Annotated in this window: 11 protein-coding genes and 1 pseudogene; 9 read left to right on the top strand and 3 right to left on the bottom strand. The window is 41.3% G+C overall.

The features are described from left to right. Positions 1-37 precede the first annotated feature (37 nt). Positions 38-717 (bottom strand): annotated as a pseudogene (locus H0185_RS14710) (formate/nitrite transporter family protein). A 265-nt stretch (positions 718-982) separates the two neighbouring features. Continuing rightward, complete coding sequence (locus H0185_RS14705) at positions 983-2,197, bottom strand: MFS transporter (protein WP_221874265.1); 1,215 nt, start codon at positions 2,195-2,197, stop codon at positions 983-985. A gap of 259 nt (positions 2,198-2,456) precedes the next feature. Between H0185_RS14705 and H0185_RS14700 the strand changes: the two genes are divergently transcribed. Beyond that, positions 2,457-3,263: a FixH family protein gene (locus H0185_RS14700; protein ID WP_221874264.1), complete on the top strand. Its 807-nt coding sequence runs from the start codon at positions 2,457-2,459 to the stop codon at positions 3,261-3,263. 218 nt (positions 3,264-3,481) lie between these two features. After that, a complete protein-coding gene (locus H0185_RS14695) occupies positions 3,482-4,672 on the top strand; it encodes a M14 family metallopeptidase (RefSeq protein ID WP_221874263.1) in 1,191 nt (396 codons plus the stop codon). Positions 4,673-4,736: 64 nt separating this feature from the next. On the opposite strand, the gene H0185_RS14690 is transcribed toward H0185_RS14695, so the two are convergent. Continuing rightward, positions 4,737-7,112, bottom strand: coding sequence for a M14 family zinc carboxypeptidase (locus H0185_RS14690; RefSeq protein ID WP_221874262.1), 2,376 nt, complete (start codon positions 7,110-7,112; stop codon positions 4,737-4,739). A 374-nt stretch (positions 7,113-7,486) separates the two neighbouring features. Here H0185_RS14690 and nirB point away from each other — a divergent pair, with 374 nt between their 5' ends. The 7 genes from nirB to H0185_RS14655 all read left to right on the top strand — a co-directional run bounded on the left by nirB (position 7,487) and on the right by H0185_RS14655 (position 17,143). After that, positions 7,487-9,916, top strand: coding sequence for a nitrite reductase large subunit NirB (gene nirB / locus H0185_RS14685; RefSeq protein WP_221874261.1), 2,430 nt, complete (start codon positions 7,487-7,489; stop codon positions 9,914-9,916). 18 nt (positions 9,917-9,934) lie between these two features. Further along, positions 9,935-10,243: a nitrite reductase small subunit NirD gene (nirD, locus tag H0185_RS14680; RefSeq protein WP_221874260.1), complete on the top strand. Its 309-nt coding sequence runs from the start codon at positions 9,935-9,937 to the stop codon at positions 10,241-10,243. A gap of 95 nt (positions 10,244-10,338) precedes the next feature. Continuing rightward, positions 10,339-11,778, top strand: coding sequence for a uroporphyrinogen-III C-methyltransferase (gene cobA, locus H0185_RS14675; RefSeq protein ID WP_221874259.1), 1,440 nt, complete (start codon positions 10,339-10,341; stop codon positions 11,776-11,778). Positions 11,779-11,990: 212 nt separating this feature from the next. Further along, complete coding sequence (locus tag H0185_RS14670; protein ID WP_221874258.1) at positions 11,991-12,758, top strand: 3-hydroxyacyl-CoA dehydrogenase; 768 nt, start codon at positions 11,991-11,993, stop codon at positions 12,756-12,758. A gap of 426 nt (positions 12,759-13,184) precedes the next feature. Then, complete coding sequence (locus H0185_RS14665; RefSeq protein ID WP_221874257.1) at positions 13,185-14,330, top strand: acyl-CoA dehydrogenase family protein; 1,146 nt, start codon at positions 13,185-13,187, stop codon at positions 14,328-14,330. Between the two features lie 37 nt (positions 14,331-14,367). After that, a complete protein-coding gene (locus H0185_RS14660; protein WP_221874256.1) occupies positions 14,368-15,525 on the top strand; it encodes a thiolase family protein in 1,158 nt (385 codons plus the stop codon). 46 nt (positions 15,526-15,571) lie between these two features. Then, positions 15,572-17,143 (top strand): fatty acid--CoA ligase, encoded by a 1,572-nt coding sequence (locus H0185_RS14655; RefSeq protein ID WP_221874255.1) that lies wholly within the window; start codon positions 15,572-15,574, stop codon positions 17,141-17,143. Positions 17,144-17,152 lie beyond the last annotated feature (9 nt).

Here is a 17,152-nt window from a genome sequence, read left to right as displayed (position 1 = left end):
GTCGGGGGTTAGTCACCCCCTCCTACTCGATTTTCGACTATTCCTCGTCGGTAAAGAACGGCCTATTTGCATAAAAGTACATCCATCCCATCATCAGTGAACCACCTATCAAATTGCCAATCGTAACGGGAATTAAATTATGTATAACTCCTGCTACTGAAATAGTACCAGGATGGTTTAGTACTAAGGCAATGGCGAATGTACACATGTTCGCAATGCTATGTTCATATCCAGAAATAAAAAAACAAAAAACAAAAAGAATCATGGCGAACATTTTCGGTCCGTCTCCTTTTAACGCCATCGGAATAAAAAAGGCCATGCAAACAAGCCAGTTACAAAGTATAGCTCGAAAGAACAATTCACTTGTCGGATCGTTCATTTTCTTTTCGGTGACGCTTAAAAGAAAGCTGTTCACGGAGGAGTCATCGAATAATCCTGTTGTATAGATTAAAAAGGCAAATGCTGTGGCCCCAAGGATATTGCCAGAATAACTGTAAATCCACATTTTAATGACTTCTGGCCAATCCATCTTTTTTCGCAGCCAGCAAACGTATAATAAAACGTATTTCCAGTAAACAAATCACCGCCACCGTAAGCAATTAATATAATGGCTGCACCGAATGTGATCGCTGCCATAGGATACGTAAAAGGCGAATGCTCTAAATAAAAAAAATTACCAGTTTTAAACGCAACAATTACGCCAAAACCGATAAACATGGAGGCTAGAGCGGCTCTCGCTAGGTATCTAGTTTTACTTTGACGGAAGATTTTACGTTTTTTCAATGCAAGTTGTTCGGCTTCTAGCAACGAATTGACTTCCATTTGTTTCACCAACATTCCCTATAATTTTCCTCGAAATGTAGTTTTACCTCTTTTAGAGTATGTATGTACAATACGAACTGATGCGTTCATGTCCTTGGTCAGTCTGGATAAAAAACAAAGAGCAGCCCATTTGGAGGGTGCTCTTTGCAATCAGTAGTCATTAATGGTTTCTTACCAGTTCGGGATGACGCTGCATGGAAGCGATTAAAATAAGTCCACTTATTAGGAGCAGAGAACTTGTAATAAAAAAGATGGAAGAGATTCCAAACCAGCCTGACAAAAATCCACCAATTAAAGGTCCGATGATATTGCCAAGAAACCGAAGACTTGTATTATATCCTAGCACTTCTCCTTGCATTTCAATGGGAGCTTCCTGACGAATATACGCTACTCGAACTGGAATCACTCCTCCAAGGGTTAATCCTAGGGCAAAGCGAATCACTACTAACTGCCATATATTCGTAACAAAGGCACCAGGTAAGTAAATCACTGCTGATAACAGGAGAAGAATAACTAAAATTTTTATATAACCAATTCGATCAGCAAGGGCACCCCATTTTCTTGCCATAAATAAGTTGCCAAGACCAGCTGCAGAAAAGGCAATTCCGGAGAAAAGGGCAATGTTTTCTAGTCCATGTAGTTCTACAACATAAAGTGATAGAATGGGCTGAATACTAAAATTGGCAATCTGGACGAGTGTCGAGATTAACATCACATTTAGTAAGATGGGGTTTTTTAGGATGTGAAACCAAACCTCTTTACTGCTATAGTGTTTCTTTGATTTTTTAGTAACCCCGATTCGATGTTCTTTTACCGTAAAGACAAGCATTCCTGATAGTAGGATAAAAAATGAAGTAGATTGGAAGGTAAATGCGTAACTCATTGTATCTGCTAGTACTCCACCTATCATTGGACCAATTAATGAACCTGTGATACTACCAGTTTGCAGGGTCCCAAGCACCCGACCGGCAATTTCTTTTGGCGTTTGTGTGGAGATGAAAGCTTGCGAAAGCGGAATGAATCCTGAGAAAAACCCCATAAGCAAGCGCAGAAAGAATAGCTCCAACACTGTGTTTGCGTGGCCGATAAGGAACATCGATATCCCCATCCCTAGTCCCATAAAAATGAGAATCTTTTTCCGGCCAAATTTGTCACCCATTCGTCCAATGATTGGTGAAAAGAGGAGAGCCGTTACAAAAGTAACACCAAAAGTAATGCCGGACCAATTTTTAACGTACTCATCTGAGAAGTTCCCAAATGTCTCAATATATAATGAAAGGAACGGCATAACCATTGTCATACTGCCAGCTACAAAAAAATTGGCAAACCACATAATCGCCAAGTTCCGTTTACCTACTTGTTGTTGCTGGATCATAAGAGTATACACTTCTTTCGCTTTTTATTTCGTTTTCCTAAATATTATAACAAGGAACCGAAGGGATTAGAACTAAAGTGGCCCATTTGCATATTTTGCTAGTTTAATGAATAAGGGGTTTTCAGGGGTGTTCTTGTTTTTATTTTTAATAATGATATGGTATTTTTAAGAGGTAGAAGGAAGTACTCAACAAAAGTATTACACCTTTAGCATATAAATCGTATTTTTATTGTCAAAAAAATGTATAGGGGTATGAGAGATGAAAAAGTTAGTGTTGTTAATGGTGATTTTATTCGTCACATTACTAGGCGCATGTGGGAATGAAGAGAAAAACGGTCAGAATCAGGAGGTTCCAGAGTTTCTTGAAGTAGAAATTAATTTACCTGAGGAAAATCTTGAGGTTGGAGCGGAAATCAATCTAGAAGCCTATGTTTCACAAGGTGGAGAAGCCGTTGAGGATGCAGATGAGGTGAAGTTTGAAGTTCTTAAACAAGGCGATACAGATTCGGAAATGGTTGAAGGGGAGCATCAAGGGGAAGGGATTTATACAGCAAAGAAGAAATTTGATGCTGAAGGTGTCTATAGCGTGACGGCACATGTCACCGCAAGGGATATGCATAATATGCCAAAGAAAGAGTTAATTGTTGGAGATCCTACTAGTGCAGTTCCTAGTTCGGAAGATCAGGAGACTGATTCTCATGAAGGATCACATGATGCTGATGCCCACGATGAAGATTCCGAAGCACATGGACATGGTCATGGACATGGTCATGAGAGCGATGTCGTAGTGGAGTTACAGTCAGGGCTTGATATGGCAGTTAATGAAAATACGAAGCTATCGGTCCTAATTAAGGAAAAAGGAAAGCCCTTAACCGGCGCAAAAATCCGCTATGAAATTTGGAAAGAAGGTCAAGAGAAGCATGAGTTTCTTGATGCAGCAGAGGACGGAAATGGAATTTATCATGCTACCAAGACCTTTGACACAACAGGCACTCATTTAATCAATGTTCATGTTAACACAGAGAGTCTTCATGAACATCAACTGTTTTCAGTAACTGTAAATTAAAGATTAATCCAATGAAGCCGGGTGCATCGTTATGCACTCGGTTTTTTGTGTTAATCGATGATAAAAAGCTTAGTTGAAAGGCTCCAGCCATATGCCGCTGAGAGAACACTTTTGCTTTGTAACTAACAGATTCATCCAAAAGAGACCTTTTGATATATATTCTTGGCTTACATCATATGTTTATATAGATGCGATTCTGAACAGCGGGAGGAGCAGATATGGACGTATTTGTTAGACGAGGAGATACTCTTTGGTATTATAGCCAAATTTTCAACATTAATCTGCAATTGATTATGGATTCAAATCGAGATATTCAGGCAGGAAGCATTTCCATTGGACAGCGTGTCCGTGTTCCAGGGTTTGTCGCCGTTGATTATCGAATCAATCCTGGTGATACTTTATGGAGTATTGCTGCAAGACGCAACCTATCGCAGGATGCACTTTTCTTAGTAAACCCAAACATTGACCCTAATCGACTACAAATTGGGCAAACAGTTAAGATTCCCCAAAGAATTACTTGGAGGCTAGTTCAAGGGAAACAGGAATATGACTATAGTACGATGATGACCGATTTGGCACGACTAGAGCGAGTGTATCCATTTATCCGAACGCCATCTGCAGGGAATTCAGTCTTAGGGAATAATATTCCGGAAGTTTTGATTGGGAATGGCCAAAAGCGGGTGCACTACAACGGCTCATTTCATGCGAATGAATGGATCACCACCCCAGTGATTATGACTTTTTTAAATGACTATTTATTGTCATTGACCAATAACAGTCCAATCCGTGGGCTTTCAATGCACCCTCTTTATGGCGAAACGACGTTGTCGATTGTCCCAATGGTCAATCCCGATGGTGTTAATCTCGTTTTAAACGGACCACCGCCTAATGAACCCCATCGAAGTAGGGTGGTCGAATTAAATAGTGGAAGTACCGACTTTACCGGTTGGAAGGCGAATATTAGAGGGGTAGACCTTAATGATCAGTTCCCAGCTCGATGGGAGTTAGAGAAGGAACGAAATCAAGTAGGGCCTGGACCGAGGGATTATGTCGGGGAGCGTCCGTTAAGCGAGCCGGAGGCGATTGCGATGGCAGAGCTGACAAGACGGCGTGATTTCTCGCGAGTATTGGCGTTCCATACTCAAGGGGAAGTCATTTATTGGGGCTTTGAGAACCTTGAGCCTCCAGAGGCAGAACCAATGGTCCAAGAATTTGGTCGAGTGAGTGGGTATGAGCCTGTTAAAACGATTGAGAGCTATGCTGGATATAAAGATTGGTTTATCCAAGATTGGCGTCGACCTGGTTTCACGGTAGAACTAGGATTTGGGGTTAATCCATTGCCATTGTCTCAGTTCGACGAGATTTATCAAGAATCGTTGGGGATCTTTCTGGCGGGGTTGTATATGTGACTTGGAGTAGAGTTAGTTTGAAAGAATAAAAGCCCGGCATTTATGCCGGGCTTTAAACTCGCATTTATTTTGTGAAAATGGCATTCGATAATAGACGGAACAGGTAGTCAGTATGATCGCGGAAACCTGCTTCAAGACCGATTAGCGTTACGTCCTTGTCTTGTTCTTTTACGATAACAGCTTGGCCTTGTGCAGGAGCGTTACCTCTCCAGTGGCCCGCTACGAAGAACTCTTCTGAATCGGCGATTGTTGCCCCAACTTCATCACCATTTAGACCTGTGTACCAAACAGGGCGGTATACAAAGCCTAAATCATCTTGATCATAGCCAGCAGTTAGGCCTTCCCCTTCGTAGCTAACCTTTACGATTCCGTTGCTGTTAGATCCTGCAGTGTTTATCGTATTGTTGGTAAGGCCTAGGGTTTTTGTTGCTCTAGATGCTCCAGCACCAACAGCAATGTATTTGCCGCCATTATTTAAAAATGCATGAACATTTTCTTTAAAAGTCGTTAATTGTCCTGCGGTTTCGAACCCAAACTCTTTGTTAGCGTTGCTAAGATTCGTAGAAATTAAGCTTTCAGTTCCACTATAAACAAACACATCAAAACCAGTAAGTCCAGTATTGGCAACTTCAACAGGTGTCACTTCGGTTACATTGAAGCCGAGACGCTTCAATGCCAGTTTTGTTCCTGAATGAGATTGAACTTTCCCCATGCCGCCATCCTTTAATATCGCAACATTCAGGCTTTCAATTGCTTTAGCATCTGCTGGAACTTCAGCAGTACCAATCTTTAAACCAGACTCTTTAACTGCGGCTGAAATCTTATTAGATGCTGCTTCCGCATAGAAGTTTCCTTCTGCATCACGCTTAACGGTAACGCCCTGGCTTAATAGGATATTCGCAAGTTCTACTGCTTTTACGGAACTGTTGGGAATTAAGAAAGGTCCTTTACCAGAAACGGAACCTTTGCCAGCTACATTATTAACCTTAGAAGCTACAACAGTCACAGCCTCATGGACTGGATTGGCTTCAAAGCCCCAAAGTTCTGGAAGGCTCCATGCAGAAATATCATACATTGCTGGAGTATCATTCGAAATATCTTCTCCATCCCAAAGCATCGTATTAGCTAGTCCAGCTTTTGCTTGATCCATCTGAACAATATAAGTTCCCTTCGCATAACTCTTTCCACCAGCGGTAAAAGCTTTCGAAGATTGAACGACTTCAATATCATTCTTCAGTAGATGATTAACCGCTTTTTCTGTTACAGTAGGGTCTTTTTCATCAACTGGAAGGATGTAAGCATTTGGGAAATGTCCCTCATCATGGAATGGATGGTCAAAATTAATGCCACGCTTGAACATTTCAATCTGATCAGAGATCATTTCTTGTTTGTTTTCGGTTGCATATTTCAAAGAACCCATGATGGCGTTATACATCCAGCGTACACCATCTTCATCATTTGTTGGAGCTTCTAATGTATGACCATAAGCACCATGATACATTGCATACATTGGCGTAAAAATTGGTGGATAATCGTCCCAACCTGCCGCGTCATCACGTTGTGGGATATATGAGCCTTTCATGGATTGATATAAGTTGCCTTCGTAGGAAGATTGATCAGCCATAATTTCCGCTTCCATTGCTTCTGCTTGACCAAAAGCCCATTTTTGGTATAAATCATATTCATAATTCGGATTGTGCGGTGGTGTACAAGGCTCAATCAATCCCTGTAAATTTGGTCCATAATTTTTAACATAACCATGAGTATCTAGGAACACCATTGGATTCCACTCTGTTAGAAGTTCTACGGTTTGCTGTGTTTCTGGTTGTGATTGAGTGATGAAATCACGGTTTAGATCAACCCCTTCACCATTAAAGCGGGTTGCATCTACTCGACCATCAGGGTTTTGGACAACGTTAAAAATAAGGATGTTGTTTTCTAGAATTTCTTTAGTTTCTGCATCATTATCAAGAGCAAACCTCTCAATCAACTGTAACACTGCATCAGTTCCGACAAATTCAGTTCCATGGATAGAACCATTGATCATTATCGGGACTTTAAAATCAGGGTTATTCGCAATCCAATCCTGTGCTTTTTCAGGATTTTTAAACATTTGCTTTCTCAATGACTGAATCTTTCCGAACTTTCCTTGTGACTTAGGGTCGGCTATCGTTACAACATAAAGGGGGTATCCTTGTGAGGAAGTACCTGTAACCTCTACTTTCACACGGTTAGACTGCTTATTAATCGATTCTAGTTTTTTACCAATCTCTGAGAACTTCATAAAGTCATAGTTTTCACTATTAAACAAGCTCCCATCTTGCTCCTCATTTACATTCACGTTTACCCATTTTACAGAGCCCGCAAGTGCCGGTGTGATTGGAACGGAAACTAGTAGACTAGCTGCTAGTAGACCTGTAATTACTTTCTTCTTTTTCAAATTAAACCCTCCAAGTATTAAAATATAAAATTATGTATAAATATCCAGTAATTAGTATTTTATTACAGAAGGGGTATTGCGACAATAGTACCAATAGACTATTGTTAATAAATTCAAAAAATAACTATATATGCAATCTAGTGATCCTGACCTAATAATGGTTCGTTTTTATAAGAGAGTTGATTCGAAATTCAGGGTAAAAAGCCATGTCGTTCTATTAAAATTTATGACACATTTGTGAAATGTTGAACAAATATATAAATGTGTGATAAACTTCACAAACTTATTTTCCTTTCGGATTTACAATCTAATCATAAAGAAAATAAAACAAACGCATAAAGACGTACAAATAGATGAGTAGGGGGAGAAGGATAATGAGTAAGAAAAAATTAGTGATGATTGGAAATGGTATGGCTGGAGTTCGAACAGTAGAAGAAATCTTGAAGCTTGCCCCTGAAGCCTTTCAGATTACGATATTTGGCCATGAATCACATCCAAATTACAACCGAATTCAGCTATCAACGGTTCTTCAAGGGGACACAACGGTTGAAGACATTATCATGAATAGCTGGGAATGGTATAAAGAAAATGAAATTGAATTGTTTACTGGTGAAGCAATTGTTGCTATAGATACAAACAAAAAAGAAGTCATTTCTGATAAAGGGCGTATAGTAGCCTACGATGAACTTATTATTGCAACGGGCTCTAGCTCTTTTATTCTCCCAATACCGGGTGCAGATAAGCAAGGTGTAACAGGGTTTCGTGATATCCAAGATTGTGAAACGATGATCAAGTCTTCGAAACTTTATAAAAAGGCAGCCGTCATTGGTGGTGGTTTACTTGGACTTGAGGCAGCACGTGGATTGTTGAATCTTGGAATGGAAGTGGATGTTATTCACTTAATGCCTGATTTAATGGAACGTCAGTTGGATTCAACGGCTTCCAAAATGCTGAAAGATGAGCTTGAGGCACAAGGTATGAATTTTATTATGGAAAAACAAACTGCTGAAATTATAGGTGAAGATCGGGTAACTGGCCTACGGTTTACGGACGGTACTGAAATTGAGGCAGATCTTGTGGTTATGGCAGTAGGAATTCGATCAAACACTTCAGTTGCCAAGGAAAGTGGTATTTATGTAAACCGTGGAATTGTGGTCAACGATTTTATGGAGACGAGTGTTCCTAATATATTCGCAGTCGGCGAATGTGCCGAGCATAGGGAACTGGTTTACGGCTTGGTTGCTCCGTTATATGAACAAGGAAAAGTTCTCGCTGCCACTCTATGTGGTGTTGAAACAAAGCCATATGAGGGTTCAATTGTTGGAACTGGATTAAAGGTCTCAGGTGTTGATCTCTTCTCTGCTGGGGAGATTGAGGACGACAAGCATACAAAGTCAATCAAGGTTCATAACGAATTTGACGGAGTCTATAAAAAAATCGTCATTCGAGATAACCGCATCTCCGGTATTGTGCTTTACGGGGATACAAAAGATAGTTCGAGATTGTTTAAAATGCTCGTAAATAAAGAAGATGTAAGTGGGATGACGAGCGTATCTATCCTTGAATCTGGCTGTTGTGGTGGGGCCGCAGGTTCAAATGACATCGCTAGTATGGCAGACGATGAAATTGTTTGTGGCTGTAACGGGGTTTCAAAAGGAACAATTGTACAGGCAATTCAAACAAAAGAGCTTACTTCTGTAGATGAGGTTGGGGCATGTACGAATGCAGGCCGTTCTTGTGGGCGCTGTAAATCACAGATTGCCGATATTCTTGCATATACGCTCGGAGATAAGTTTAAAGAAGCAGATAAGAAAATAGCTCTCTGTGGATGCACAACGCTTAGTCGAGACGAAGTCGTAGCTGAAATTAAAGAAAAAGGGTTAACAAGTGTGAAGGAAGTAATGAACGTCCTTGGTTGGCAGCAGGAGGAAGGCTGTACAAAATGTCGCCCCGCAGTGAACTACTATTTAGGGATGATTCACCAAGACCAATACAAAGATGATCGCGATTCCCGCCTTGTGAATGAAAAAATGCATGCGAACATCCAGAAAGATGGTACTTATTCAGTTATTCCGAGAATGTATGGTGGGGTAACGTCTGCTGAGGATTTAAAGAAAATTGCTGAGGTTGCTGAAAAGTATGATGTTCCACTTGTAAAGCTAACAGGCGGTCAGCGGATTGGATTGTATGGAATCAAAAAGGAAGATTTACCTGCAGTTTGGGAAGACCTTGGAATGGATTCAGGCTATGCATACGGAAAAACATTGCGTACGGTTAAAACTTGTGTTGGCGCAAAGTTCTGCCGCTATGGTACTCAAGATTCAATGGGTCTTGGCATCGAGCTAGAAAAGAAATTTGAACGTCTTGATACCCCGCATAAAGTGAAAATGGGTGTGTCAGCTTGTCCAAGAAACTGTGCTGAAGCGGGTATTAAAGACTTTGGTGTCGTAGGCATCGACGGTGGTTGGGAAATCTACGTCGCAGGAAATGGCGGGACAGACCTTCGTGCTGGTGACTTATTTGCTACGGTCAAAACAAAAGAAGAGGTTATTGAATTAATCGGAGCGTTTATGCAATATTACCGTGAGACAGCGAATTACTTGGAACGAACTTCTAAATGGGTAGAACGTGTGGGGTTAGATCATGTAAAAGAATTTTTAGCAGATGAAAAAACGAGAAAAGCCTTGAATGAGCGATTAGACAAAACTCTTTTAAAATACAACGAGCCATGGAGCGAGGCAATCGAAAAGAAAGAAATCCAAGAAAAATACTATCAAAAACGTGAAGTACCAGTTTTGGTTTAAAAGAGGGAGGGAAGAACATTGACTAATATTTATCTTACAGACTACGAGACATTGCCAGAAAAAGTGGGACAGGTTTTTCAACTTAATGGGGAGGAAATTGTATTATTTCGGTTGACAAACGGAGAAGTTAGAGCGATTGAAAACAGAAGCCCTCACCCAAAGGGTGGAACACTTAGTGAAGGGTTAGTCAGCGGAGAATATGTTTTTTGCCCAGTTTATGACTGGAAAATATCCTTGATAGATGGGAAGGTTCAAGCTCCCGATGAAGGAAAAGTAAAAATTTATCCTGTAGAGCGAGACAAAGAGCAGGTTTTTATCGTAAAGTAATGGTTAACAGTAAGAGAGAACATCCTGTTCTCTCTTTTCTAGAGACTGGAATAGAGATGCAGTTTTAATTAGGCAAATGGAAGGATGACGTGAACATGAAGAGGGGAAAAGTGTATTTAGTTGGAGCAGGTCCTGGGGATATAGGACTTATAACGGTAAAAGGAATGGAGGCAATAAAGCAGGCAGATGTGATTCTATATGACCGGCTTGCAAATCCTAAACTGCTTGAATATGCCCCTGCTGGCTGTGAGCTAATTTACTGTGGCAAGCTTCCCGATCGTCATGTTTTGCGGCAGGAAGCCATCAATTCTTTGTTAGTCGAAAAAGGACTACAGGGAAAAGTGGTTGTCCGGTTAAAAGGTGGAGATCCTGGGGTATTCGGAAGGGTCGGAGAAGAGGCTGCTGCATTAGTTGAACATTCTATCCCTTATGAAATGGTCCCAGGCATAACCTCGGGAATTGCGGCTCCTTTATATGCGGGAATCCCGGTCACGCATCGGGAGTTTGGCGAAAGCTTTGCCATTATTACGGCACATGATAAGTCAAAGGAAGGGCAACCAAACCTTAATTGGGCAAGTCTCGCTACTGGAATAGACACGATTGCTTTTTACATGGGGATTTCTAATCTTCCCTATATTTCTGAAAATCTTATTAAGCATGGAAAATCAGCGGATACCCCAGTTATTTTAGTTCGTTGGGGTACTTTTAGTCGGCAAGAAACACTTGAGGGGACGCTCGGAGATATTGCTGAAAAGGCGAAGAATGTAAAATTTACAAACCCTGCAATTACGTTAGTTGGCGACATTGTTTCGCTCCGCAAAAGATTGAATTGGTTCGAACAAAAACCATTATTTGGTCGGCAAATTCTCATGGCTAGAACCGATACAAATGAAAGCCCGCTAGCAAAGGAGTTAATCAACCAAGGAGCGGATGTGATTGAATTTCCGCGTTGGACCAAAACAAAAGCGCCAGCCCATACCGAGATACTAGAAAACATCTCTTCTTATAAAAAAATCCTATTTACTTCGCCTGAAAGTGTTACAGACTTCTTTAGGGACCTTTTCGATCAAAGGATTGATGTTCGGCGCATCACCGCTACCTTTTTTGGTGAATCAACAAAATCTGTCTATGCGATACAAGAAAAAGGATTCCTTGCTAGTCTTGCAGCCGAAATGGACAACGATCTGGAGCATATCCTTGTTGTCGGGGACAATAGTAAACAGAAGTCTTATGAGCAACATGATTTTTATCTAACAAGCTATAAGCAAGTCGACGAGCAATTCCTCCCTTTACTAGCAAGAATGCTTGATGAGGCACAGGTTAATACTATTGTGTTCCCATCCTCTGGGGCCGTGAAAGTATTCATGGCAGAAGGGGTAAACAAAGGTTTGATAGGGAAAGAACTTCTGGAGAAAGCTGAAATCGTTTGTTTAGGTGAAAAAACAAAGAATAGCTTGCGAGAGTTTTCGTATCAAGCTGACCTAGTTCCAGAAACTCCATCTAAAGAAGCAGTTATTACCTGCTTGCGGAAATAAATATTTTTACTATTATTCATAGGAATATAAGTCTATGAATAATAGTAAAGAAGTAAAGAGAAGCAGAAACATGCTTCTCTTTTATTTGCAAAAAAAAAACTAGAGTTGCTTGTTGGAAAAGTTATTTGAATTTTCTATCATTAATATTGCCAGGCATAATGGTATCCGATAGGATGGAGATAGAAGGACAAATTGTTGAAGGGGGTAACGACATGGAATTGGAAGCAGTAAAGGCCATTGTGACTGGTGGAGCTTCAGGACTAGGAGAGGCAACTGTGAAGAGAATCATTCAAAATGGTGGGCATGCCGCTATCTTGGACTTATCGGAGGAACGAGGAAAAGCACTTTCAGAAGAACTTGGTGGGAACGTTCTTTTTATTAAAACAGATGTAACGAGTGAGACCGAGGTGAGCTTGGCAATTGAAACAGCAACAAATGCTTTTGGTAGGATTAACACTGTTGTAAATTGTGCAGGAATTGGCGTAGCTAGTAAGGTTTTAGGGAAAAAAGGGGTCCATGACCTTGGAGTATTCTCTAAAGTAATCTCGATTAATCTTATCGGCACTTTCAATGTGATTCGTCTTGCTTCAGAGGTAATCGCGAAGAATGAAGCAAATGAGAGTGGGGAAAAGGGAGTAATAATCAATACTGCCTCTGTTGCTGCTTTTGAGGGCCAAATCGGTCAAGCTGCTTATAGTGCCTCAAAAGGAGGAATTGTCGGGATGACATTGCCGATTGCCCGAGAGCTTGCTACCCATGGGATTCGTGTCATGACCATTGCTCCAGGACTATTCCATACACCAATGTTTGATACTCTCCCAGAAGACGCAAGAAACGCTTTAGGTAAAATGATTCCCTTCCCATCACGCCTTGGTCTGCCCGAGGAATACGCACACCTTGTTTCAAGCATCATCGAGAATCCAATGCTAAACGGCGAAACCATCCGTTTAGATGGAGCCATCCGTATGCAGCCGAAATAGGGGGAGCAGCTAAAAATGCCTGAATGGTTGTTGAAGATCGCGACTGGTAAAATAGAATAGAACTTTCTTTGATTATTGGCCCATCAGCATTATGAAGCGGTTTTCTTTCAGAATTCTAGCTGGATACGGTTTTCATCGGCCATATGAAGCAGTTTTCTTTCAGAATTCTTGCTGGATTCCGGCTTCATCGGCCATATGAAGTGAACCTTTCTAAATGCCTGAACGTGTCCAACTTGTAAAAGAAGTAAAAATATTTCATAAACCACTAAAAATATTTTTAATCTTCAGTTAAAATAAAGGCAATGGACCTAAACTGTTTGATCTTACTTAGGTTCGCCATCAATATAATAGGTTTATAGTTTAAAATACTGTGTGTGCTCAGTTACACTTATAATGAAAGCGATTGCATGTTGAGGGGGCAAAGAAATGAAACATCCATATTTAAACGAGGAACATGAGATTTTCCGTAAATCGTTTCGAAAGTTTTTAGAAAAAGAAGCTTACCCATACTATGAAAAATGGGAAGAGGAAAGAATGATTCCAAGGTCGTTTTGGACCAAAATGGGTGAACAAGGATTTTTATGTCCAGATCTCGATGAAGAATATGGCGGTAGCAATGTTGATTGGGGCTATGCGGTTGTCATTAATGAAGAACTTGAACGAGTCGGTTCTGGACTTGTTGGTCTTGGGCTACATAATGATATTGTCGTGCCATACATCAATTCTTTCGGGACAAAAGAGCAAAAGCAACGCTGGTTGCCACGTTGTACAACAGGTGAACTCATCACAGCAATTGCCATGACAGAGCCTGGAACCGGCTCGGACTTAGCCAATATTAAAACGACAGCTATTCTAGATGGAGACCATTATATCCTGAATGGGCAAAAGACGTTTATCACAAACGGGATTCAATCAGATTTAATTGTTGTTGCTTGTAAAACGGACCCAAAGGCGGAGCCGAAGCATAAGGGAGTCAGTCTCCTCGTTGTTGAGCGAGATACACCAGGGTTTACAAGAGGGAGAAAATTAAACAAGGTAGGTCTCCACTGTCAAGATACCGCCGAGTTAATTTTCGAAGATTGTCGTGTGCCAAAGGAAAATCTGATAGGGGAAGAGGGAAAAGGGTTCCTTTACCTTATGGATAAACTTCAACAAGAAAGATTGGTTGTTGCGATTGCGGCACAGGTTGCGGCTGAAGTCATGTATACCCAAACACTAGAATATGTAAAAGAAAGAGAGGCATTTGGAAAGCCAATAGGTAAATTCCAAAATACGCAATTTAAATTTGCCGAAATGGCAACGGATATCGAAATGGGGAGAGCTTTCTTAGATCAGTTAATCGCTGAGCATATCGAAGGCAAAAATGTCGTCACAAAAGTATCAATGGCGAAATGGAAGTTAACGGATATCGCAAAAAAGATTGCGACCGAATGTATGCAACTTCACGGTGGATACGGATATATGGAAGAATACGAGATTGCGAGAAGATTCCGAGATATCCAAGTCGCAAGTATTTATGCAGGGACAAATGAAATTATGAAAACGATTATTGCTAAAAAACTAGGGTTATAGAAAGTAATCTACTGTTTTTAAAAAAGGAGGATGAAAGATGAGAGATGTTGTGATTGTAGAAGCAGTACGAACACCTGTTGGAAGACGGAATGGGGTTTTAAAGGATATTCGTCCTGATGTACTTGCTGCTGAGGTGCTTCAGGAGCTTGTTAAGCGAGCTGGTATTGAGCCTGGAATTGTGGAGGATGTCATTTTAGGTTGTGTATCACAAGTAGGTGAACAGGCAGGAGATATTGCTAGAGTTGCAGCACTAACTGCAGGCTTCCCAATCGAAGTGCCTGGTACGACGATTGACCGCCAGTGCGGTTCAAGTCAACAGGCAGTCCATTTTGCAGCACAAGCCATTTTGGCTGGGGATATGGATGTTGTCATTGCAGGCGGAGTTGAAAGCATGTCGAGAGTACCAATGGGTTCAAACTATGGTGACGCCAAGCCTTTTAGTCCACTGCTACGTGAAAAATATGAAATGATCCATCAGGGATTATCGGCAGAGCGAATTGCTGAAGCCTACGGTTTTACTAGAAAAGAGTTGGATGAATTTTCGACAGAAAGTCATCGACGTGCTTTAAAAGCACAAGCAGAAGGATACTTTGACCGAGAAATCATGCCATTAGAAGTGACGCTTGAGAATGGAGAGACCGTTTACATTAGGGAGGACTCAGGACCTCGTGAAGGAACTAGTATAGAGGTGTTGGCAGGATTAAAAACTGTGTTTAAAGAGGATGGTGTCATCCACGCCGGAAATTCGAGCCAAATAAGTGATGGAGCGGCTGCACTCCTTCTTATGTCGAAGGAAAAGGCAGAAGAGTTAGGATTGAAACCTCGTTTCCGGGTTCATACTCGAGTTGTAGTTGGATCAGATCCAACGATGATGCTTACAGGTCCAATTCCGGCGACGCAAAAGGTTCTCCAAAAAGCCGGTCTTACAGTTGATGATATTGATGTGTTTGAAGTGAATGAAGCCTTTGCTTCTGTACCTATGGCATGGCTGAAAGAAATTGGCGCAGATCCGGAAAAGCTAAACCCGAACGGTGGAGCCATCGCTTTAGGTCATCCTCTTGGAGCAAGTGGAGCCAGATTAATGATCACGATGATGCATGAACTTGAAAGAGCTGGAGGTCGCTACGGATTACAGACCATGTGTGAAGGGCATGGAATGGCAAATGCAACCATCATTGAACGAATTCGGGGATAACCTACTGATTCTAGTTAAAGTGATTTTTATATAAAGGGGGATGCAAATGACCACAACTATTGGCAAAATCTTTGATTTAACTGTTCAAAAGTATCCGCAAAAAGAAGCAGTCTATGATGTGCGAAAAAATCTGCGGATGACTTACAGTGAGTGGAACGTTGAAGTAAATCGACTAGCAAACGCACTTTTACATGAAGGAGTCAAAAAAGGCGATCTTGTTTCAACCTACTTATTTAATACAGAAGAACTTGCAACCACCTTTTTCGCTTGTGCAAAAATTGGTGCGGTGTTCAACCCGATTAATTTCCGCTTAATGGCGGAGGAGGTTGCTTATATTCTGGAAGACGCGAAACCGAAGGTAGTTATTTTTGAAAAAGCCCTTGAGTCTACGATTGCAGCGATTGAGAAACGGTTCCCAAAGAGTGCCTTTTGGTTTATTGATGAGGACCCTCCAGCTTATGCAGCTAGTTATCATCATAAGGTCAAAACTTCCGAGAGCACTGCAGTAAATGCTGAGGTTTCTGAAAATGACCTATATGCCATCATGTACACGAGCGGAACAACTGGGCGACCAAAGGGCGTCATGCATCTCCATCGTGATATGGCCGAACAAAGCTTAATTGTCATTAATGCCACCAAGTTACATCCTCATGATATTGGACTTGTCACCGCCCCAATGTTTCATTGCGCTGAGCTCCACTGCGCATACCTCCCACGTGTTCACGTAGGGGCGAAAAATGTTATCCTACATCAATTTCAAGCACAGAAAGTACTAGAGTTAGTTGAATCAGAAAAAATCACAAAGCTATTCGCCGCTCCTACAATGTGGAATATGCTTCTGCAGGAAGATTTGAGTAAATACAAGATTGATAGCCTTACATTAGGGTTATATGGAGCTGCCCCAATGGCGCCAGCCCTTGTCCGAGCTTGTCAAGAACAGCTCGGCGTCGCACTCGTTCAAGCTTATGGGATGACCGAAATGGGACCTGCTATTTCCTTCTTATCAGAGGATGACCAATTAACAAAAGCAGGTTCGGCAGGTCAGGCTTGTTTAAACCATGAGGTTCGCGTAGTCAGACCATGTGAAGATGGTCCTTCAGATCCTGATGATCGAATGCCACCTGGTGAAAATGGTGAAATCATTGTTCAAGGACCTTGCATGATGACCGGCTATTATAATCGTCCGGAAGCAACTGAACATGCATTATACAAAGGGTGGTACCATTCAGGGGATATTGGCTATCTAGATGACGAAGGCTATTTATGGGTAAAAGACCGTGTCGACGATATGATTATCTCAGGAGGAGAGAATATTTACCCTCGTGAAGTCGAGGACATCCTCTACGAACATAACGGTGTCCTAGATGTTGCAATTATTGGTCAACCAGATGAACGTTGGGGTGAACTCGTTACGGCATTCGTCGTAAGGAAAGACCCAACTCTGACAGAGGACGCACTTGAGGAATTGTGTAAAAATAGTGAAAAGTTAGCGAACTATAAACGGCCTCGTAAATACATTTTCGTAGACGAATTACCAAGGAATGCGAGTGGGAAAATACAGAAGTTCATGCTACGGAAACAAATAGAAGAATTATATTCTGAAAATCAACCTAGTTAAGAACCACAT

Source organism: Mesobacillus maritimus, assembly GCF_019749255.1.
Classification (GTDB): domain Bacteria; phylum Bacillota; class Bacilli; order Bacillales; family Cytobacillaceae; genus Mesobacillus_B; species Mesobacillus_B maritimus_A.
Note: the sequence above shows the minus strand (reverse complement) of the source record. Positions and strands in the feature narration are given on the sequence as shown.